Here is an 18903-nt window from a genome sequence, read left to right as displayed (position 1 = left end):
CGATTTTCACTTACTAGATCGGAACAGTGTTCAATTTGATTTTACAATCAGCGTAAAAAATTTAACCTACATTATTTCTCTTTACTAATCCTTGTAATGTTCACATTAATCTCACGTTTATTAAAAGTAAAAGCCTAGTACAAGCATACTTGTACTAGGCTTTCATTTATCTATATTTTCTTTAACGCCAATCTGATGCTCACAATCTTTTGGTAGATCAAGTAAATTATTAGTTACTTTGTTGGCTACTTAGGTAGGAATCGATTTTCGTCTTTTCTTGAGCTAGCGTTGACTCTAATTCTGTCTTGCTAAAGGTCGTTTGGGACATCCCATTTGGGTGAGCAAAGTTAATATCATACTCAACATAAACACCATTGGCATTTGCAGTAATCCGAGTTTGGTGTGGATTTCCCGGCTGTCCCTGATAGTAATAGACATTGTCCGCTTTAGTTGATTGTGAAAAAATACTTTGATCACCAAATCCATATTTTGCATTCTCACCAGTAATTAGAACCGCTGCTGCATATTCTTCATCAGTATACTTTTGGCTTTGTTTGCTAGATGAACTGGAAGAACTGGCAGATGATTGGCTATTTGAACTGGATGAACTAGACTCAGACGAAGAACTTTCACTAGATTTAGCTGACTGATTATTAACCAGTTTTGCCTTATAGACTTTTTTCTTACTAGATTTCTTCTTTGAGGACTGTTTCTTACTGCTCTGCTTTGATGATTTCACTGTTTTTTCAGAATCTTGTTGCGAATTACCGCTGCATCCAGCAACAAGCAATATTGCGCTTACAGCAGACACTGCTGCTATAATCTTTCTAACTTTCATTTGCTTCACTCTCACATTTTCACACTATTAATTTTATCTAATCTTACTATTAAAAGCTAAGGGTAGGCTAAACATCCATCCTTAATTCTACGTCGTAGTATCAGATATCTTCTTGGCACCGCCTAAAGACTGGATCAGGTACTCATCCCCTGACTTCTCAACCACGCCACTATATTCAAAAATCTGCTCATGGACATCACTTTCATGAACGAAGGTGTAATCAATCCGGTAGATGGCCTGACTTTCTGTGTCGCTCAATGGATAAACAGCTGACACCGTCGCAGTTTGCGAATAGCTCAAGATCTTATCGGACTCATCCCACCGGTTATTTTCCGACTTAATCTGCTGGTAGCCGCTATTTGAACTCCCGCCGACAAAGCGGTCTGGGTCCGGATCGTTGTAATTCGTATCAAACAAACTCTCGGCTGCACTTTTTCCGACTAACCCTGCCCACTTAGGCTGAATCAGGTAGCCATCATCCTGGGTCGTCACAGCATCATTGCTGTCATCGCTAGCTAGGTCACTGTAATAAATATCACTAGTATCATAGCCCTCACTGGCCTCTGCAAAAGCGCTGCCCAGGTCAGCCACGGGATTAGACTGCACCAAATTGTCTCCGTTTTGGTAGGCCACATAGAGGCTCATATTCTTGGTCACTGGGTAGTCCTTCAGGGTCAACTCGCCGCTATCATCCAAGCTGCCGACATTTTGCCCATCGACATACACTACCCCATTTGGCACGCTTTTTACCGTAAAAGTCTCAGTGCTGATGTTCAAGTTAATGGTGTCATCGCTGTTGATATTCACCGTCGAACTGGCAGAAAGCTTGCGACCTTCGACTTCCGCGGTCACTTTTAGCCGATATTTCCCAGGAAATATCAGCCCCAGCCGCTTGGTATAGGCATTTTCGCCCTTAGCTGTCAATTTTCCGATCTTCTCCCCATTGACCGTCACTTGCGAGCCCTCATGGTTGGTCACCACCGCCGGCTGATAAGTCCTGACCTGCAGCTTGTATTTCGGAAAAAGTCCCAGCATAATGACCGCTTTGAACAAAGCGGAAGTCGCCATACTTGTTGTCCCCCGCCTTAAAGTTCTGCCCCATCCGGTTAGCTGCGGTCTGGTGCTCCTTGTAGAACTTCTGGAGTGGCGCCAGATTCTCATGGTTGACTGCTAAAGTAGCGCTGTCTGTCACAATGTATCTCGTGGCATCTTCGTCTGGGCTAACCAGCGCCGCCATGATCCAATCGACTTGCTGGTCCTTGCTGTACTGGCTGCTCCCCCACAGGTAGTAGCCAGCAAAGGCCAGCATAGCGAGAGCAACGGTAGCAATGATCCTTTGCTGCTTTTTGCTTTTCTTACGCCCAGTCCGGCTAGCCCTTTTCTCCGGTGGATTCAAGCTAGCCCCGCAATTCTGGCAAAAGGCAGCGCCTTTCTCAACTGCCTGACCGCAATTAGGGCAGTATTTGATATTTTTCATTCTTTTTCCTCGACTTGTCTATTGCCTTTATAAAATTATAGCAAAATCACAAGTTGTCACTCAACTTCAACTTATATTTTTATCTCTATTCTTTTATCTTCACTTGATTCCCTATACCTTAACTTACCCATTTTTTCACCAAAACAAAAACCCAGCACCGTTTCCGATGCTGGGTTAAATATCCGATTACAGCGTAATCACACCGCTGGCGAGCAATTCGTCGCACTTGGTTGGTTCGAATTCATCCCCAACCTTAAAGGTGTCAGGCACAACCATAATGCCGCGCTTTTGCGGAGCATGAGCCAGGCCCAGTTCACGGGCTGAGCAGATCATGCCGTCTGATTCAACGCCGCGCAGGGCACCTGGCCAGATTTGCTTGCCGTCTGGCATCAAAGTGCCTGACAAGGCAACGACGACCTTTTGCCCTTGGGCAATGTTTGGCGCGCCGCAGACGATTTGGTGGTCCGTGCCGTCGCCAACGTCAATGGTCGTCACGTGCAGGTGGTCTGAGTCCGGGTGGGCCTCGCAGGTCTTAACGTAGCCGTAAACCAGGGTTGGCTTGGAAACTTCCAGCTGGTCGTCAAAGCCGACTTCCGCCAGCTTCTTGTTCAAAGCGGCAACTTCATCAGCATTGAGCTTTACTTGGCCGTTTGGCAGCTTGTCGTAGTCAAGAAGCTTGTCAACGTTAAAGAAGTTGAAACCAGTCAGCTTGCCCTTGCTGTCAGTCACGCGCGTAACGTCCGGCTTTTCTTCGTAATTGCTTGCACCTTCGCCTTGCGCCAAAATAACGATCAAGGTGTTTGGATAACTAATCTTGTTAATACTAGTGATCATGGATCTAACTGTCCCCTCTTATTTAGTCAACAGAACGCAAGAAATCTTCTACTTCTTGTTTGCTCTTGCGATCTCCATTAACTAGTCTACCAATTTCTTGTCCATCTTGGTAGACGACAAATGAAGGAATTCCCATAATGTTCATTTCCTTGCACAAGTCAATGGAGCCGTCGCGGTCAACCTTGATGAAGCGGCTGTCAGCGAAGTCGGCTTCAATGCTTGGCATGGCCGGATCCAAAAAACGGCAGTCCGGGCACCAGTCAGCGCTGAATTCTACCACGGTGCGGCCACTCTTGGTCAAGTCAGCCAGCTTTTCTTTGTCAACGACTTGGTAATCTTCCATTTTGCCCTCCTACTTACTTTTTATAAGTGAAATCTTTTTAAGGATATTTTACCCGATTTATCTGTCCTTGTCCAAAAAATCAGCGTGCAGGCAGTAGATCGGGTTGCCTTTTGAGGCAAATTTGTGCTCGTACTCGGTTTCGATGTTGGCGGCCACGATTTCTTCTTTTTCATGGTGAAGGTCAACGGACACGAAGTCAAAGTGCATCCCGAAGTTGTTCATGCTCTTGAGGCTGTAGGCAAACAGGCCGGCATTGTCAGTCTTGAACTCGATCATCCCGTCAGCGGTCAAGACCTGCCGGTATTCTTCCAGGAAACTGCGGTAGGTCAGGCGACGCTTTTCATGGCGGGTCTTTGGCCAAGGATCGGAGAAGTTGAGGTAAATCCGGTTGGTGGAATTCTGGCCAAAGTAGGCGACCAGATTGGCCGCGTCGGCGCAAAGGATCTGCAGGTTGTCCAGGCCCTCATCCAGCTTCTTCTTCAAGATGATGCCGGCCGCGGTCTTTTGGATTTCCATGGCGATGAAGTTCTTTTCCGGGTGCTGCTGGGCCAAGGTGGTGATGAACTGGCCCTTGCCCGAGCCAATTTCGATTTCAATCGGCTGCTTCTTGGCAAAGCGGCTGTCCCAGTCAATCTTGACCTCGGGATCCGGCCGGTCCAAGGCGGCTTCTGGGTGATCATCGATCAGTTGGTTGGCCCATGGCTTGTTCTTTAAACGCATTCTGTATGTTCTTCCTTTTCGTAAAAAAATTGCTATCTTAGCATTTTAACCTATTCGCGGACTATTTGCCCCGCTTTTTTCCCCGGTATCTGGCCCGCTTGTCTTCTTCCGCCGTCTTGCATGGCAGGTAACGGCCGGCCAAGATGGCCGCCCAGGCCATAATGGCTAAGGCGCACAAGAGCTTGTGCTCTGGCAAAAGCAGGAGCCAGCAGACGGCCAGGAGCGCGGCTTGCAGGAAAACGGCCCCGCCCAAGACCCGGCGCAGGTCTTGTCCCCGCTTTTCGCGCGTGATCGGGTAGACCCGGTACATGACGTTCTTGTCATAGGCCTGCCCCAGCGGCAGCAGCTGCCAGACGGTCAAGTAGAGCACCAGGGCGCTTAAGCCCAGGACCCAGTAAGGGCTCTGCACCACGATCGTCAGCAGGATGGCAAAAGCCGTCATCCGGACCAAGAGGTTCAGGTATTCCGGGTCGCGCAGAAGCGTCCGCCGGTACAAGAAGCTGTTTGGCGTCTCCCGCTTGCACGTTTTTGGCAAGAGGAAGTCCAGGTACTTGCGCCGCTTGACTTGAATCTTGCGCTCGCGGACGTCCGTAAACATGGAGAAGGCGGCATAGACGACTTCCTTTCTGCTTCGCTCATAGTCGATCGCGTACTGCCAGTCAAACAGCTTCTGGCGCTTGCCCCTGCTGGCCAGCAAAATGGCCAGCAAGTTGCCGGCTAAGAGCAGGCAGGCAAAATTCCGGCCAAGCCAAAGCAAGGCCAGCAAGCCAGCCAGGTTGGCCAGGCGGGCAAGCCGGAGGCCGCGGGCGATTGCATGGTCAAAATCAAAGTGGCGGCTGGTCCAGAGCAGGTCAAAGTACTTGCCCGCGCCAAGGCCCAAGAGCAAGAGCAGGTAGCTCAGCGGGCTGATCCCCAGCTTGATTCTGGCAAAGGGAAACATCACCCCGCCCGTCAAGGCCAGCAGGAAGGTTGGCAGGTACATGCTGTAGCGGCGCATTGGGGCCAGGTACTCCTCCATCTGGTCGTCTTTGGTCAAAAGGAACTGCCGGTCCGCGTCTTGGAGCAAAGTAACCAGCTTCCCGCTTAAAGTCGGCAGCCAGAGAATGAGGGCCAAAAGCAAGGGGTAGTACCACAAATTCCTGGGCATGGTCTTCATTGCCTGGGCGTACCAGAACATCAAGGCTCCGAACATGAAGATGATGGCCAGGACGAAAAAGTCGTTAAAAACCAGAGTCAGGTACTTGACTGACTGCCGCAGGTTGGCAGCAAGTCTTCTCTTTGCTAGATCACGCATTGCTCTGCTCCTGGTAAAGCAGCTGGTAGAGGCGGTCAAAGGAATCGGTGGCCTTTAAGCCGTAATGGCGGCGAATCTCGTCCAAAGTGCCCACCACTTCAATCGTGCCGCGGTTTAAGACGGCATAGTTGGAGATGGCCTGCTGGGCATCGGCGAGGACGTGGGTCGTCATCAGGATTTCTTTCCCCTCCTGCTTGCCTTGCCTGATCAAGTCGATGAAGTTGGCCACGGCCAAGGGATCCAGGCCGGTAAAAGGCTCATCGATCACCAGCAGCTTGGCTGGCGCCAAAAAAGCGGCCGTGATCATCACCTTCTGCTGCATCCCCTTGGAAAAGTGAACCGGCAGCCAGTCCAGCTTGTCATCCAGCCTGAAAGTCTTCAGCAGGCGGTGGGCCTTTTCCCAAGCTTCGTCCAGGTTTAAGTCATAAGCCAGCATGGTCAGTTCCAAATGCTCCTTCAAGGTCAGCTCCGGGTAGATGACCGGGGTTTCGGGGATGTAGGCCAGCTTCTTCTTGAACTTGGACGGTTCAGTGACCAGGCTGATCCCATCCAGGCTGATCTTCCCCTGCTGCGGGCGCAAAAGGCCGAGAAGATGCTTGATCGTGGTTGACTTGCCGGCCCCGTTCAGCCCGATCAATCCCAAGGCCTCGCCCGGCTTGATGGTCAAATTGATATCTTTGATGACTGGCGTGCCACTATAGCCGCCAGTTAAATGCTCAATTTTTAAAGTCATTTTTCCTATCTTTCTTTATGTTTTTGTCCTTGTCTTATGATAGCATGAAGGCATAAAGAATCTAAAATAATATACAAGCAAAAGAGGTACCAACATGAGCGAAAACGAATTAATCGACGACTGCCTGTTCTGCAAGATCATCCGCGGCGAAATCGGCAGCTACACTGTTTTTGAAAATGATGACGTCAAGGCCTTCCTGGACATCTCCCAAGTCAACGAAGGCCACGTATTGATGGTTCCAAAGAAGCACATCGTCAACTTCTTTGACTACACGGCTGAAGATGCCCAAAGATTCCTGCAATACATTCCAGAAATCGCCAACGCCATCAAGAAGTCCAACCCAAGAATTCAAGCCATGAACATCACCAGCAACAACGGCCCAGTTGCCGGCCAAGTGGTCATGCACTCCCACATCCACTTCATCCCTCGCTGGGAAGGCGACGGCATCAAGTTCTTCACCCGCAACAACGCCGACCAATATGATGAAGCCAAGTACCAAGCCGTGGCTGACGCCATCAAGGCCCAGTTTTAAGTAAAAGGAGGCACGCGACATGGCAGACTTTAAGCATTTTGGCCTGGGCTTCCTCCTAGGGGCAGCGGCTGGCGCCGTTATTGCCTTCTTGCCTGACGAAAGCGGCAACAGCACCCGCGACTACTTGAAGAAGGACGCCAAAGACATCAAAGAAGCCCATGAAGAGCTCCAGCGCGGCGCCGGCAAGGCGGCCGACGCAAGCAGGCGCCTGGCAGAAGAGCTGCCAAACGCCACGCAGATGCTGGACGACCTGACGACCGACGTTGACCGCTTCAAGCTGGAAGCCAACGACGAAATCGCCCGCCTGCAGGAAAAGATCGACCGCTTAAGCGAAGATCTCAACCAGGACTTGAACCAAAGCGAAAACTAAATCCCAGCTAAAAAACTACCAAGCCTGGCCTTGATTGACCTGGCTTGGTAGTTTTTGTTTTTTCGCCTGTTTTCCGCTATTCCTTGTTGGACTGCCACTGGCCCACGATTTCGTTGACGTCGCTGGCCCCCATCTTGGCCAAGACGGCTGGCAGGCCGGCAATTACATGCGGCAGGGCCAGCTTGTCGTAGAAATTCATGGTCCCGATCTGCACAGCTGAAGCCCCGGCGAGCATGAATTCCGCCGCGTCTTCAGCGCTGTTGATGCCGCCCACGCCAATAATTGGCAGATCCGTTGCCTGATGCACCTGAGCAACCATACGGATAGCCAAAGGCTTGACGGCTTCACCGGATACTCCGCCAAAGTCGTTGCCCAGGACCGGCCGGCGGCTTTGCAAATCCAGGTGCAGGCCCAAGACGGTGTTGATCAGGGTCAGGCCGTCTGCCCCACCCCGTTCAGCCGCCTTGGCGATTTCAGTAATGTCGGTCACGTTTGGAGTCAGCTTGACATAGACCGGCAGATTAACGTGCTCCTTTACCAGCCGGGTAACCCGCTCAACCATTTCTGGATGAACGCCAAAGGTCATCCCGCCTTCAGACACGTTCGGGCAAGACAGGTTCAGCTCCAGCGCATCTGGCTTTCCGGCGGCCAGGATCTCAGCGACCTCCACGTAGTCCTGCACGCTCTCCCCGCCTACGCTGGCTAGAATTGGCAGGTCCGGGTGCTTCTGGCGCAAGGCCGGCAGCTTTTCTTTCGCGACCACTTCAACGCCTGGGTTGGTCAAGCCCACGGCATTCATGACCCCATCCTTGAGCATGGCAATCTGCGGCTGCGGGTTGCCCGTGCGCGCGTGGCGGGTGGTCGTCTTGATCACCATGGCCCCCAGCTGGTCCCAGTCAAAGTTCTCTGGCAGATCGCCAAAGGCGAAAGTCCCGCTGGCTGGCATGACCGGGTTCTTCATGTTCAAGCCAGGCAGCTTGACGGATAAATTGATTTCATTAGCCATTTTGTCCTCCCAAAAAGCGCTCTTTTGCAAATTTATAACTTGTTTGAAATTCGTCAAAATTATCCTACAAAAAATCCCAAAACACAAGGGCGATTTGCTCTTGATTTTTTAAATTGTTCGTGTTAGCATTCATGTAACTAAGCTTTAAATGGTACAGAGAGACCACAAGCACCACAAAAGTATTTTGTATGCACCCGTATGCCCGCCTGGGGTCTCTTTAGACTCTGGCGGGCTTTTTTCGGTGTTTTTTTAAGGAGTAGCAATGACCAAACCATTATTTATTGCCCTGGACTTTGACAAGGAAGCAGACATGTGGGCCCTGTTAAAGCAGCTGGATCCCAGCCAGGAAATCCACGTCAAGGTCGGAATGGAAATGTTCTACCAATATGGCAGTGAGATCGTTCGTGAACTGTCAGCCAAAGGCTTCAAAATCTTCCTGGACCTGAAGCTGCACGACATCCCCAACACGGTCAAGCGGTCAGCCAAGCAGCTGGCCAAGCTGGGCGTCTACTGCACGACCGTCCACGCTCTGGGCGGCAAGGAGATGATCAAGGCCGCCAAAGAAGGCCTGATTGCCGGAACGCCGGCTGGCAAGCCAGTACCGAAGCTGCTGGCCGTCACGGAGCTGACCTCAATCTCAGAAGAAGTCTTAAAAGATGAGCAGCACTGCAGCCTGCCGCTGAAAGATGAGGTCAAGGCCCTGGCCCACCAGGCCCAGGAAGCCGGCGCCGACGGGATCATCTGCTCGCCCCTGGAAGTGGCTGGGATGAAGGCAGAATTCCCTGACGACTTTATGTTCGTCACCCCTGGCATCCGCCCCAAGAACTACCAGAAAGACGACCAGGCCCGGGTCACTACCCCTGCCCAAGCCAGAAAGAACGGGTCAAGCGCCATTGTCGTCGGCCGACCAATCACCCAGGCCGCTGACCCAGCCAAGGCCTACCAAGAGATTTTGCAAGACTGGAGAGAAAACTAAAATGGACAACAATGAAATCATTCGCCAATTAATCGCCAAGAAAATCGTAACTATTTCACCTGACAGCGAATTCGTCTATGCCAGCGGGATGCACTCACCAATCTACACTGACCTGCGGCAAACGATTTCCTACCCAGAATTGCGCCAAGCCATCGCTGAAAACCTGGCCGCCCTGATCAAGCAGGAATTCCCAGCAGTCACGGTGATCGGCGGGGTCGCAACCGCCGGCATCCCGCACGCTGCCTGGGTTGCCCAAGTCATGGGCCTGCCAATGATCTACGTCCGCTCCAAGCCAAAAGACCACGGCAAGGGCCGGCAGATCGAAGGCCGCGTTGACGCAAATGACCACATCGTCTTGATCGACGACCTGATCTCAACTGGCGGCTCAGTCCTTTCGGCCGTGCAAGCCATTAGAAAGGAAGGGGCCCAGGTTGACGGGGTCAGCTCCATTTTCACTTACCTCCTGCCAGACGCGGACGAGAACTTCAAGAAGGCCGACACCAAGTTCGCGCCTTTGCTCAACTACCGGGAACTGATTGAGCAGGAAATCGCCAAGACGGTCACCAAAGACCAATACGAAGAGCTTTTGGCTTGGCACAAGGATCCTTGGCATTGGCAACGGTAAACGGCATTTTTTAGCAGATAATGTGGCAAAATCTTAAAATCTTTTTTAAGATAGTGACTTTTTCATGAAGTTTTCTGCATTCGGCTCTAAACTGCTTAAAATATGGTATATTAGTTACCAGTACGTATTAAGGATGTGGAGATATACATTTATGAACAAGCAATTGAAGAGAATCGTCGTATTGGCTGCAACTGCTGCAATCGGTCTGTCCACTGCAGCCTGCTCAAGCAGCCCAACCGTTGTCAACTACAAGGGCGGCAAGATCACTCAGGATGAGTACTACACGCAAATGAAGAACACTTCAGCCGGCCAATCAACCTTGGTCAGCCTGATCATCTACCGGACCTTGAAGCAGCAATACGGCGACAAGGTATCTTCAAAGAAGATCAACGCCGAATACAACAAGTACAAGAAGCAATACGGCTCAAGCTTCAGCAGCGTATTGAGCTACAGCGGCTTGACTACTGACAGCTTCAAGCAGAACCTGGCCACCAACTTGTACTCAATCGCGGCTTTGAAGGACCTGAAGAAGGTTTCAACTGCCCAAGAAAAGAAGTGGTGGAAGAGCTACACCCCTGATGTAACCGTTCAGCACATTTCAACTTCAAGCAAGGCTGACGCAGAAACGGTCATCAAGAAGCTGAAGAGCGGCACCAGTTTCGCGACTCTGGCTAAGAAGTACTCAACCGATACTGCAACCAAGAGCAAAGGCGGCAAGCTGGCAGCCTTCGACTCAACCGACACTTCCCTGTCATCAACCTTCAAGAAGGCAGCTTGGAAGCTTAAGGAAGGTCAGTACACTACTACTCCAGTCAAGACCTCATCTGGCTACGAAGTCATCAAGGTCTTGAAGGTAGCTCCGAAGGGCTCATACGCAAGCCACAAGAAGTTCATCGACAAGCAGATCTACCAAACTTGGGCTGCCGACTCAAACACGATGACCAAGATCATCGGCAAGGTTTTGAAGAAGGCCAATGTTGAAATCAAGGACAAGGACCTGAAGAGCAAGAACCTGCTTTCCAGCTACCTGAACCCTTCAGCAAGCACTTCAGCAAGTTCAGCCTCAACCTCTGCTTCAGGCAACTAAGCCCGCGGCAAAATGAAGTAAAGCAAAAAGAGCAACGTCAACTGACGCTGCTCTTTTTCTTTGGCTTTTTTAGTTTTGTCCAACTTCCGGAAAATGGCCGGCCAGGATCTTTCTGGCCCGGTCACGATCAGCCCAAAGACCAGCGGCAAGACCCCGTCGGCATCCAGGATCTGCAGGTTGACCAAGCTGATCTCCGCCCCGGCCGTAGCCGCCCTGACGCTTGGCCAGCAGCTCGCCAATCGTCGTCTTGCCACATGCCATGAAGCCTACCAATACAATTCCCATCGTGTTCACTCTTTACTAAAAAACTAAAATAAAAACCACCCGTTTGAAGACATCCTTCAATCCAGGTGGTTTATTTCATAGTCAAGAGCTAAACGCATCTCACGGCCAGGCTGGATTGATCTTGTATCCAGCAGGCACATCAAACAATTGGCTAGCTGAGATACGGGCGTCTCGCGTCCGTACTCAGCGGACGCTTACTCGAAATAAGCATAGCCATAAAAGAAGTTCACATTGTTTGATGTCAACAAGTTCATCGTTCTTGTCCTTTCTGCAAAATGATATTTTTGTTAAAATGTTAAAGCAAATTTAATTCCGCCCATCAAGCCAGGCCGTCAAATTTGCCTGAAAGTTTGCAAAAATAAGCAAGGCTAACAAAAAAGCAGGTCTTTGGCCTGCTTTGCTTAAATATTTTGCCTCCATGACCACTATTTATTAAAGCGGTCCAGATTTTCATCTTTTTTTGGCCGGTAGTAGCGCTTGCCGTCTTGCGCCATCATTGGCGGCGTAAAGCTGCCAGGCTTGGTGCCCTTCAGCTCATTGCTGATCGCGTTGACCGCGGCATCCAGGTCATCGATCCGGTGCAGCAGCTCAGCCTCCAGCAGGGCTGGCAGCTTAGGCGATCCGTACTCATAGCGGCCATGATGAGACAAGACCATGTGCCGCAAGAGCAGCAGGTCTTCTGAATCTGGCGCGATGCCCAAGTCATGGGCCGCCAAGACCAGCTGCTCATCAATCAAGACCAGGTGGCCGATCAGGTTGCCTTCAGTCGTGTACTGGGTGGCCACCGGGCCGGAAAGTTCCAGCACCTTCCCCATATCGTGGAGAATGCAGCCGGCAAACAGCAATGATTGGTTGACTTCTGGGTAGTTTCTGGAAATTCCGTCAGCATCCCTCAGCATGGTCAGGGTATGAAAGGCCAAGCCGCCCTTGAAGGCGTGGTGGTTGGACTTGCCTGCCGGGTAGGCAAAAAAGCGCTTATCCCATTTCTTGAGCAGGTAGGTCACCAAATCTGACCAGGTCTGATTGTCAATCCGGTCAACGAAGGCCTGAATTTCCTGTTTCATGTCGCTTGGTGCTTCTGGGCCCGTCTGGACGAACTGGCTCATGTCCACCTTTTCATCAGCGCCAACTGGGTGCATGGAAAAAATCTTGATCTGGTCATGATCGCGGTATTCCTCAATCATGCCCGACAAGGCCACCACCGTTCCCGCCGAAAAGCGGCTGGCATCTTCCTGGGTGGCATTCCAGTAGTTGCCCCGGATCGTGCCGGATGAGTCGGCCAACTGGAGCAATAAGTAGTGACGCCCCTTTTTGTCCTGTCTGAGTTGAGAGCTCTTCAGCATCAGAATCAGGTCGAATTCTTCTCCCTCGTTGTAATCTAGCAGACGTTTCAGCACGCTAGTCCTCCTTCACATACCTTAAAGGCGCGTCGCTTAACTGCCGCGCCAAGTCCTCACGCGCCGTGAAAACCAAAATTTGCTTGTCCTGGCTGAGCTTGGCCAGCAGGCCGGCAATATAGCCGGTCCGCTTGCCGTCAAAGTTGACGAATGAATCATCGATCAAGACCGGCAAGTCGATCTTGTCCTCGATCTGCACGACAAAAGCCAGCTTCAGGGCAAAATAGAGCTGCTCCTGGGTCCCTCTTGACAGGTATTCAACCGGCAGCTTCTTCTTGTCGGCCCTGACGACCTTGAGCGGGGTCCGCTTGGACTTCTTCTCCGGGAGAATAATGTCCAGGTAGCGGCCGCCCGTTAACAGGCTGAAGTAGTCCTTGGCCGTCTTGAGCATCTTCGGAAAGCGGTCATTTGAGGCCAGATCCAGAGCCCGGCCAATGACTTGGCCGGCCAGCAGGCTGGCCAGGTAGTCCTGACTGTCTTTCTTGAACTGGGCCTCATCCTTGGCCAGGTTCTGCTTGAGGGCAAAGACCTTGGCCGAATCGGCATACTGGCCGCGGCGGGCATGCAGGTCAGAGATCGCCTGCTGCTCAAGCTGCAGCCGCCGCTTAGCCTCAGCCAGCTGCTGGCTTAACTCCGCCGTGGCTGCCGCCAATTGACTGGCATCAAAGCCGCCGGCTTCAAAGCGCGCCAATTGCTCGCCCAAGGCATTCTTAACTGCGGTCAGCTGGGCCTGCAGGCTGGCTTGCCGGCGCTGCTCCTTGGCCCTTTCCGTAAATTCATCCAGACTCTTGACTTTTTCCTTGGTCAAAAGCTTTTGCAGGCGCAAGTCGACTTCCCGGAGCAGCTTCTGGTCATTGGCCACTTGGGCGCTGGCCTGGTCAAAGTCCCGCTGCTGGCGCTCATAAAGGGCCAGCTGCTCATCTGCCGCTTCCAGCTGACCGGAAATAGCCGCCAAATCCTGCGGCACTGGCGTCTTAGTCCAGTCCTGGATCTGCTTGGCCAAAGCTTCCAAGCTGCCCGCGAGGCTTTCGCGCTTATCCTGCAGCTCCTTGACCTGGGTGGCATTGATGACAAAATCGCGGTAGCTGCTGACCAGGTCATCCAAATTGACGTCACTGGCCCGGAAGCCGTAGCGGCGGGCAAAGGCCTCCTCTTCATCGAGCAGCTCCTGGCGCAAGCGCTGGGCCTGCTCGGCTTTCGCTGCCTGCTCGGCCCGTCCGCTGGCCTGGGCCTGCTTTTGCCTGCCGGCCTGCCAGAAGTAGAGGCCAAGGCCAACTGCCACTAATACGGCCAAAAGGACCGGCGATTTAGCAATAAAGGCAATGAGCAGGGAAATAAGCAAATAAAGCGCGCCATAGACCAGCAGATTTGGCTTCTTTGCCGCTCCTGCCGTTTCATCCGCTTTATCGGTCTGGCTTGCCAGCTGCTTCAGCTGGTCGTCTGCCGCGGCTTCCTTTTGCCGGCTGTTGGTCCAATCCGCGTGCAGCCGGTTGAACTCATCCGGCGTCAAAGATACGACCTTGTTCAAGTTGGCCGTCAGCTTGAGCAGGCTGGCCTGCTTGCTGGCTAAGGCGTCCAGCTGGTCATTGACGGCCGCCAGCTTGCGTTCAAACTCCGCGGCCGCTTTTTTAAAGGCACTCAGCTGCTTTCTTTCTTCTGGCAGGTCCAAGTCCCGCGCCAGCGGCTTCAGGCTGGCCTGCTCCTTGCCAATAGCTGCCTGCAGGGTCTGTACCTGGGCATTCAGCTTGACGGCCTGCTGGTAGCCTTCTTCGTCAAAGTCAACCGCCTTGACCTGTTGCTTCAATTCCAAGTAGCTTTGGTAGTTCTGGACCTGTTCCGCCATTTTCTCGCGCTTCTTCAGCTCGCCTTCCAGCTCGCTGATCTGCTTGGCAATCTTGGCTGCCTTGCCTTCTTCTTGCAGCAGCTCATCATTCAGCTGCTTATAGGCGTCAAACTCCTCCCCCGCGGCCGCGGCTTGCGCCCGGTCAGCCTGGACCTTGTCCAAAGCCACGTTGACCGGCATCTTGTGGCTGGTCGGCTTAAAGAGGCTGCTGGCCTCCTTTTCCAGGTCCTGGCGGATGGCCAAGAGCTGGCTGCTCTGCGCTGCCCCCAAGTAGTAAATGTTCTCCAGGATCTCGCCCTCCGACAGGCCAGTGACCTGGCGGAGCAGGTCTTCATTAAAAATGAAGCTGTCAGCGTAGAAGCCGCCGTCAATATTCTGGATCTGGTCAAAAAACAGGCTCTCGGGCACTTCCTGCCCATCCTTGCAGACGGTCAGCTTCCCGGTCTTTGGCTTTTCGCCCTTGCTCCAGGTTCTCGTCAATTCATATTCCCCGTCGTCAGCCTCAAAGACCAGGCTTCCGCCCATTGGATAGCTCTTGGACAAGGGCTCGTAATCTTCAAAAAAGCTGGAGGCGGTATTCTTCAAGTTGAAGCCGAACATGACCTGCTTGATAAAGGCTACCGTGGTGCTCTTGCCGGCCTCATTGGGGCCAAAGAAGACGTCCAGGTTTCCCTCAGGCAAGGTAAAGGTCTGCTGGCTGAACTGGCCAAAATTGCGCATCTTGATCTGCTTCAGTCTCATTTGTCGATCTCCCCCTTAAGTCCCGCCAGCCGCTCGGCCAGCTTGACCTTGACCAATTGCTTTAAGCCAGCGATAAATTGCGGATCCGCAAATAATTCCTGGGCCAGCTGGTCCTTCTTAAGCCAGGTCTTGGCGGCTGCTTTCAGCTGCTCGTCAGCCAGAACTTCTGCTTCAGCCGTCTTAAAGGCTTCCTGGTCGCTGCCGCTGAGCTTGACCACGCCCTTAACGGCAAAACGGACGTCAACCAGGCGTGAGTCAGCCGGCAGCTGCTGGGACACGCCCTCCCAGGCATGCTCATCAGCCCAGAATTCCAGCTGGTCGCCAGTCAGATATTCCGTCCCCCGCAACTCTAAGGAGAAGTAGGTCTTGCCCTGGCACTTTTGCGCCAGTTCCCTAACGACTCTGGCTTCGAGCTCACTCTTGCTCAAGCTCTCCGCGAGTTCCAGGCTGACCTGGCGCCAGACGATTGAGGCCGTGGGCTTGAAGTCAATCGTGGTTTTCCCGCTGGCTTCATCAACCGTGCCCAAGATGCAGCCCTTGCCGCCAAGTTCGCCAATATCGCGCCCTTGAATATTTCCCGGGTAAACTATCCAGGGATCATCCGCCAGCACTTGGCCGGCATGGATGTGGCCCAAGGCAAAGTAGTCATATTGCAGGTCCTTGAGCTCATTTAAGGCAAATGGCGCGTAAACATTGCCGCTGGCTGCCTTTTGCGCGGCATGCATCAAGCCGAAGGCATATTCGCTGCCTCTGGGCGGAAAATGGGGAATCATGTCCTCCTCAATATGGTTTTCCGCATAAGAGAAGCCGGTCACGCTGTACTTAAAACCGCTCTTAGTCACAAAATCGGCTCGCTCGACCTCCTGCCCGTCGCCCAGCAGCTTAAAGTAAGGGCTTTGCTTGACCAGAAGGTCGCTGGCCTGCATGTAGTCATGGTTCCCGAAAATCATGACGACTTGGATCTGGGCATCGGTCAGGCGCTGGAGCTGCTTGGCAAAGAAGAGCTGGCTGGCAGGCGATGGCTTGTTTGAATCGAAGCTGTCCCCGGCCACTAAGACCAGGTCCACCCGTTCAGCAATTGCCAGGTCCACGATCCGCGTGAGGGACTCGTCAGCGGAAGCGCGGACTCTTTCATATTCGTCTGTTGGCAAAAAAGATAGTCCACGAAATGGACTATCTAAGTGCGCGTCAGCAAAATGAATGAATTTCATTATGCGTTTCTCAAATCTTCGTATTCATCGGTCAATGGCTTGCCGATGTTCTTCTGCACTTCATTGAGCAGGGTGTAGACCTGCTGCTCAGCCAGAAGCATCCCCTGCAGGGTCCCGTCTTGGGAGACGCGGCTGTTCAAGCTTTCAAAGTGGTCCTTTTGCTCGTCAGTCAAGGCCTTGCCGTTGGCTTGGGCTTCCATGATCTCCATTTGGGCCTGGTCCAGCTCCTTGAACAGGGCCAGACTGTCCGGATTGGCCTTTACGGCTGCCATGGCCTGCTTTAAGGCCACGAATTCCTGGGTCTGCTTCAAGTCTTCGGCTACTTGGTTGGCTGAATCAAAAATGTTTACCATATTTTTCTCCTATGCTCTGCTTAAACCGGCATTCTGCCAGCTTGGGCTACTTGCCCATCATGTTCTTAAAATTATTGTACCATGAGTTGATCTTGTTCTTGGCATTATTTAAGCCATCTGAGATCGACTGCTTGACCTTGCTGCCAAAGTCCTCTGAACTTGCACTGGACTTGCCTGCGGTCCCGTTTGAGCTGGCCATGGAATCGGCAGCTTGCACCTTGAAGGACGACTGCTTGCTATATGGCAGAAGAGCCTGCATTTCTGCCTTATAGAGGGAGGTAATCCCCGTTTCGGAAATTCCTTGCATATAGTGGGTCTTGTCAGTCTTGTCAAAGCCAACCCAGGTTGAAACGACCACGTCAGGAGTATAGCCGACGATCCACTGGTCCTTGGTCCCGTAAGCAAAAGAAACTTCCGTGGACCCGGTCTTGCCGGCAACGGAGTAGCCATAAGGCTGGGCGTTGACGGCGGTCCCGACCCGGAAGACGCTCAGCAGCATCTCAGTCATTTCCTTGGCCGTGTCCGCCGAGATGATCTGCTTGCTGCCGGTATCGCGGTTTTCAGCAATCACGTTGCCGGAGGCGTCGGTGATTTTGGTGATCAGGTAGGAACTGTCTGGCAGCTTGCCGGAATTGGCGAAAGCTGAGTAGGCTCTGGCCATCTGCATGGGGCTTACCCCAGTCGAGAGGCCGCCCAGGGCCAAAGCCAGGTTCTGGTCGCTCTTTGGCACGGTAATCCCAAACTTCTTCAAGTAGGAGACCCCGGTCGAAACGCCAATCTTATTCAAAAGCCAGACCGCTGGCACGTTCTTGCTCTGCGCGATAGCCTGATACATGGTGATCTGGTCAGAATACTGGTTGTCAACGTTGACTGGTGAATAATTGTTCTTCCCAAAGGACTGGCGCTTGTTGGAAAGCTTTGAGTCGTAGTGGTAGCCCTTTTCAAGCGCGGCCGCGTAGACGGCCAGGGGCTTGATGGAGCTCCCTGGCTGCCGGCGCATCTGGGTGGCCCGGTTGTAGCCGCGGAAGACGTGCTTGCCGCGCCCGCCCACCAAGGCCGCGACGGCCCCAGTCTTGGGGTCCATGGCCACGCTGGCCCCCTGGACCTTGGTCCCGTCAGCCGCGCTGGCCGGGAAGTTGGCTTGGTTCTTGAAGCTGGTCTGCATGGCCTGTTGGTAGTTTTGGTTTAAGCTCGTGTAGATCTTCAGCCCCTTGGACATAATCTCGTTTTCACTGATGTGGTACTTGTTGACCGCTTCATCGATGACGGCATCAAAGTAGTAGGGATACTTGTAGCCGCTCTTGGCGGAATAAGTATCCTTTAAGACCAAGCTGGTCTTTTGCGCCGCCTGGCACTGTGCTCGGCTGATGGCCTGGTTTTCAACCATCAATTCCAGAACCAGGTTCCGCCGGCTGGTCGCGTGGGACATGGAGTCAATCGGATTGTAGTAAGACGGACTCCGCAGCATCCCCGCCAAAGTGGCCCCCTCGCCCAAGGAGACCTGGCTGGCGTTTTTGCCAAAGTACTTGCGGCTGGCGTCTTGCACCCCGTAGACCCCGTTGCCAAAGTAGGCATTGTTCAGGTACATGGTCAAAATCTGCTTCTTAGAGTAGACCTTGGTGACCTGTACCGCGTAAAAAATTTCCGCGATCTTGCGCGACAGGGTCTGCTGCTGGGTCAGAATTGAGTTCTTGACCAGCTGCTGGGTGATGGTCGACCCGCCCCCGGAAATATTCCCGTGGTGGACGAGATATGAGGCAAAAGCCCGCATGATCCCTTTCACGCTAAAACCCGGGTTGGTCCAGAAAGTCCGGTCTTCCGTGGAGACGACGGCCTTTTGAATATTGGGCGAAATCTTGCTTAAGCTGACGTAGCTGCCCTTGCCGGAAGAAACTGAACCCGCCTTTTTGCCCTGATTGTCATAAATCACCGTGGTCTTGGCCAGGGAGGCTTCCAAATTGGAAAGATTGGCAGTCTTCACCTTAAAGGTATAATAAGTACATGTGACAAGAACTACGCTCAAGATGGCCAGGATCAGCCAGCGGATGATTTGAAAGCGGTGGTTGAAGCGCCGCAGCCAATGCCCCTGGGGCTGACTGCTCTTGTTCTCTTGCCTGTTGCGCCTATGTTCCATTTACTATCTGCTCCTTTAGCTATAACAAGTAGATTTTAGCATAAATGCTGCCTAGGTCCGGATCAGGAGGCAGCAAGTTATTGATTTCTTAAATTGATTTTTAG

20 protein-coding genes are annotated in these 18903 nt (G+C 52.5%); 5 read left to right on the top strand and 15 right to left on the bottom strand.

All coding sequences use genetic code 11. The annotated features are described in order from the left end of the window. Positions 1-229: 229 nt before the first annotated feature. From OCH80_RS06295 to OCH80_RS06260, 8 genes are all read right to left on the bottom strand, one after another. Positions 230-838, bottom strand: a complete 609-nt coding sequence (locus OCH80_RS06295; RefSeq protein ID WP_404539035.1) for a hypothetical protein — start codon at positions 836-838, stop codon at positions 230-232. Positions 839-925: 87 nt separating this feature from the next. Beyond that, the gene (locus OCH80_RS06290) at positions 926-1906 is read right to left on the bottom strand and encodes a TcaA 3rd/4th domain-containing protein (RefSeq protein ID WP_404539033.1); all 981 of its coding nucleotides are present in this window, start codon (positions 1904-1906) and stop codon (positions 926-928) included. Beyond that, positions 1803-2315 (bottom strand): zinc-ribbon domain-containing protein, encoded by a 513-nt coding sequence (locus tag OCH80_RS06285; RefSeq protein WP_154549569.1) that lies wholly within the window; start codon positions 2313-2315, stop codon positions 1803-1805. Before OCH80_RS06285 ends, OCH80_RS06290 begins: the two co-directional genes overlap by 104 nt. Positions 2316-2501: 186 nt before the next feature. Continuing rightward, a complete protein-coding gene (gene ytpR, locus OCH80_RS06280) occupies positions 2502-3149 on the bottom strand; it encodes a YtpR family tRNA-binding protein (RefSeq protein WP_154549346.1) in 648 nt (215 codons plus the stop codon). Between the two features lie 22 nt (positions 3150-3171). Continuing rightward, positions 3172-3492: a thioredoxin family protein gene (locus OCH80_RS06275; RefSeq protein ID WP_154549345.1), complete on the bottom strand. Its 321-nt coding sequence runs from the start codon at positions 3490-3492 to the stop codon at positions 3172-3174. A 57-nt stretch (positions 3493-3549) separates the two neighbouring features. Continuing rightward, positions 3550-4212 carry a tRNA (guanosine(46)-N7)-methyltransferase TrmB gene (trmB, locus tag OCH80_RS06270; protein WP_154549344.1) on the bottom strand — a complete coding sequence of 221 codons (663 nt, stop codon included), beginning with the start codon at positions 4210-4212 and terminating at the stop codon, positions 3550-3552. 61 nt (positions 4213-4273) lie between these two features. Beyond that, positions 4274-5506 (bottom strand): ABC transporter permease, encoded by a 1233-nt coding sequence (locus OCH80_RS06265; protein WP_404539028.1) that lies wholly within the window; start codon positions 5504-5506, stop codon positions 4274-4276. Next, a complete protein-coding gene (locus tag OCH80_RS06260) occupies positions 5499-6239 on the bottom strand; it encodes an ABC transporter ATP-binding protein (RefSeq protein ID WP_404539026.1) in 741 nt (246 codons plus the stop codon). Before OCH80_RS06260 ends, OCH80_RS06265 begins: the two co-directional genes overlap by 8 nt. A gap of 94 nt (positions 6240-6333) precedes the next feature. On the opposite strand from OCH80_RS06260, the gene OCH80_RS06255 reads away from it, so the two are divergent. Beyond that, the gene (locus OCH80_RS06255) at positions 6334-6771 is read left to right on the top strand and encodes an HIT family protein (RefSeq protein WP_154549341.1); all 438 of its coding nucleotides are present in this window, start codon (positions 6334-6336) and stop codon (positions 6769-6771) included. Positions 6772-6790: 19 nt separating this feature from the next. After that, positions 6791-7141, top strand: coding sequence for a YtxH domain-containing protein (locus tag OCH80_RS06250; RefSeq protein WP_154549340.1), 351 nt, complete (start codon positions 6791-6793; stop codon positions 7139-7141). A 76-nt stretch (positions 7142-7217) separates the two neighbouring features. Here OCH80_RS06250 and OCH80_RS06245 read toward each other — a convergent pair whose 3' ends face one another. Next, positions 7218-8147 carry a dihydroorotate dehydrogenase gene (locus OCH80_RS06245; RefSeq protein ID WP_404539021.1) on the bottom strand — a complete coding sequence of 310 codons (930 nt, stop codon included), beginning with the start codon at positions 8145-8147 and terminating at the stop codon, positions 7218-7220. A gap of 262 nt (positions 8148-8409) precedes the next feature. On the opposite strand from OCH80_RS06245, the gene pyrF reads away from it, so the two are divergent. The 3 genes from pyrF (at position 8410) to OCH80_RS06230 (ending at position 10835) form a co-directional block, all read left to right on the top strand. Further along, positions 8410-9123: an orotidine-5'-phosphate decarboxylase gene (pyrF, locus tag OCH80_RS06240; protein ID WP_404539019.1), complete on the top strand. Its 714-nt coding sequence runs from the start codon at positions 8410-8412 to the stop codon at positions 9121-9123. Position 9124: 1 nt separating this feature from the next. Further along, the gene (pyrE, locus tag OCH80_RS06235) at positions 9125-9748 is read left to right on the top strand and encodes an orotate phosphoribosyltransferase (RefSeq protein ID WP_404539016.1); all 624 of its coding nucleotides are present in this window, start codon (positions 9125-9127) and stop codon (positions 9746-9748) included. A 151-nt stretch (positions 9749-9899) separates the two neighbouring features. Further along, entirely contained in the window at positions 9900-10835 is a 936-nt protein-coding gene (locus tag OCH80_RS06230) for a peptidylprolyl isomerase PrsA (RefSeq protein ID WP_404539013.1), read from the top strand. A 69-nt stretch (positions 10836-10904) separates the two neighbouring features. Here the strand turns inward: OCH80_RS06230 and OCH80_RS06225 are convergent, their stop codons facing one another. The 6 genes from OCH80_RS06225 to OCH80_RS06200 all read right to left on the bottom strand — a co-directional run bounded on the left by OCH80_RS06225 (position 10905) and on the right by OCH80_RS06200 (position 18799). Next, complete coding sequence (locus OCH80_RS06225) at positions 10905-11120, bottom strand: hypothetical protein (protein ID WP_404539010.1); 216 nt, start codon at positions 11118-11120, stop codon at positions 10905-10907. A gap of 425 nt (positions 11121-11545) precedes the next feature. Further along, positions 11546-12517, bottom strand: coding sequence for a 3'-5' exoribonuclease YhaM family protein (locus tag OCH80_RS06220; RefSeq protein ID WP_404539007.1), 972 nt, complete (start codon positions 12515-12517; stop codon positions 11546-11548). A gap of 1 nt (position 12518) precedes the next feature. Further along, positions 12519-15101: an AAA family ATPase gene (locus tag OCH80_RS06215; RefSeq protein ID WP_404539004.1), complete on the bottom strand. Its 2583-nt coding sequence runs from the start codon at positions 15099-15101 to the stop codon at positions 12519-12521. After that, entirely contained in the window at positions 15098-16312 is a 1215-nt protein-coding gene (locus OCH80_RS06210; RefSeq protein ID WP_404539001.1) for an exonuclease SbcCD subunit D, read from the bottom strand. Before OCH80_RS06210 ends, OCH80_RS06215 begins: the two co-directional genes overlap by 4 nt. Continuing rightward, complete coding sequence (locus tag OCH80_RS06205; protein WP_154549332.1) at positions 16312-16665, bottom strand: YlbF family regulator; 354 nt, start codon at positions 16663-16665, stop codon at positions 16312-16314. The genes OCH80_RS06210 and OCH80_RS06205 overlap by 1 nt, the downstream gene beginning before the upstream one ends. 46 nt (positions 16666-16711) lie before the next feature. Continuing rightward, positions 16712-18799: a transglycosylase domain-containing protein gene (locus tag OCH80_RS06200; RefSeq protein ID WP_404538998.1), complete on the bottom strand. Its 2088-nt coding sequence runs from the start codon at positions 18797-18799 to the stop codon at positions 16712-16714. Positions 18800-18903: the final 104 nt, after the last annotated feature.

The organism is Lactobacillus sp. 23-2, from assembly GCF_044902225.1.
GTDB lineage: Bacteria > Bacillota > Bacilli > Lactobacillales > Lactobacillaceae > Lactobacillus > Lactobacillus absianus.
The sequence above is the reverse complement of the archived record's forward strand: the minus strand, read 5'-3'. Positions and strand labels throughout refer to the sequence as shown.

Coding starts and splice junctions, on each gene's coding strand:
- OCH80_RS06255 (WP_154549341.1), top strand. CDS start 6,334: ATGAGCGAAAACGAATTAATCGACGACTGCCTGTTCTGCAAGATCATC.
- trmB (WP_154549344.1), bottom strand. CDS start 4,212: ATGCGTTTAAAGAACAAGCCATGGGCCAACCAACTGATCGATGATCAC.
- OCH80_RS06265 (WP_404539028.1), bottom strand. CDS start 5,506: ATGCGTGATCTAGCAAAGAGAAGACTTGCTGCCAACCTGCGGCAGTCA.
- OCH80_RS06285 (WP_154549569.1), bottom strand. CDS start 2,315: ATGAAAAATATCAAATACTGCCCTAATTGCGGTCAGGCAGTTGAGAAA.
- OCH80_RS06215 (WP_404539004.1), bottom strand. CDS start 15,101: ATGAGACTGAAGCAGATCAAGATGCGCAATTTTGGCCAGTTCAGCCAG.
- OCH80_RS06290 (WP_404539033.1), bottom strand. CDS start 1,906: ATGGCGACTTCCGCTTTGTTCAAAGCGGTCATTATGCTGGGACTTTTT.
- OCH80_RS06295 (WP_404539035.1), bottom strand. CDS start 838: ATGAAAGTTAGAAAGATTATAGCAGCAGTGTCTGCTGTAAGCGCAATA.
- OCH80_RS06210 (WP_404539001.1), bottom strand. CDS start 16,312: ATGAAATTCATTCATTTTGCTGACGCGCACTTAGATAGTCCATTTCGT.
- OCH80_RS06250 (WP_154549340.1), top strand. CDS start 6,791: ATGGCAGACTTTAAGCATTTTGGCCTGGGCTTCCTCCTAGGGGCAGCG.
- OCH80_RS06230 (WP_404539013.1), top strand. CDS start 9,900: ATGAACAAGCAATTGAAGAGAATCGTCGTATTGGCTGCAACTGCTGCA.
- OCH80_RS06275 (WP_154549345.1), bottom strand. CDS start 3,492: ATGGAAGATTACCAAGTCGTTGACAAAGAAAAGCTGGCTGACTTGACC.
- ytpR (WP_154549346.1), bottom strand. CDS start 3,149: ATGATCACTAGTATTAACAAGATTAGTTATCCAAACACCTTGATCGTT.
- OCH80_RS06245 (WP_404539021.1), bottom strand. CDS start 8,147: ATGGCTAATGAAATCAATTTATCCGTCAAGCTGCCTGGCTTGAACATG.
- pyrF (WP_404539019.1), top strand. CDS start 8,410: ATGACCAAACCATTATTTATTGCCCTGGACTTTGACAAGGAAGCAGAC.
- OCH80_RS06225 (WP_404539010.1), bottom strand. CDS start 11,120: ATGGGAATTGTATTGGTAGGCTTCATGGCATGTGGCAAGACGACGATT.
- OCH80_RS06260 (WP_404539026.1), bottom strand. CDS start 6,239: ATGACTTTAAAAATTGAGCATTTAACTGGCGGCTATAGTGGCACGCCA.
- OCH80_RS06205 (WP_154549332.1), bottom strand. CDS start 16,665: ATGGTAAACATTTTTGATTCAGCCAACCAAGTAGCCGAAGACTTGAAG.
- OCH80_RS06200 (WP_404538998.1), bottom strand. CDS start 18,799: ATGGAACATAGGCGCAACAGGCAAGAGAACAAGAGCAGTCAGCCCCAG.
- pyrE (WP_404539016.1), top strand. CDS start 9,125: ATGGACAACAATGAAATCATTCGCCAATTAATCGCCAAGAAAATCGTA.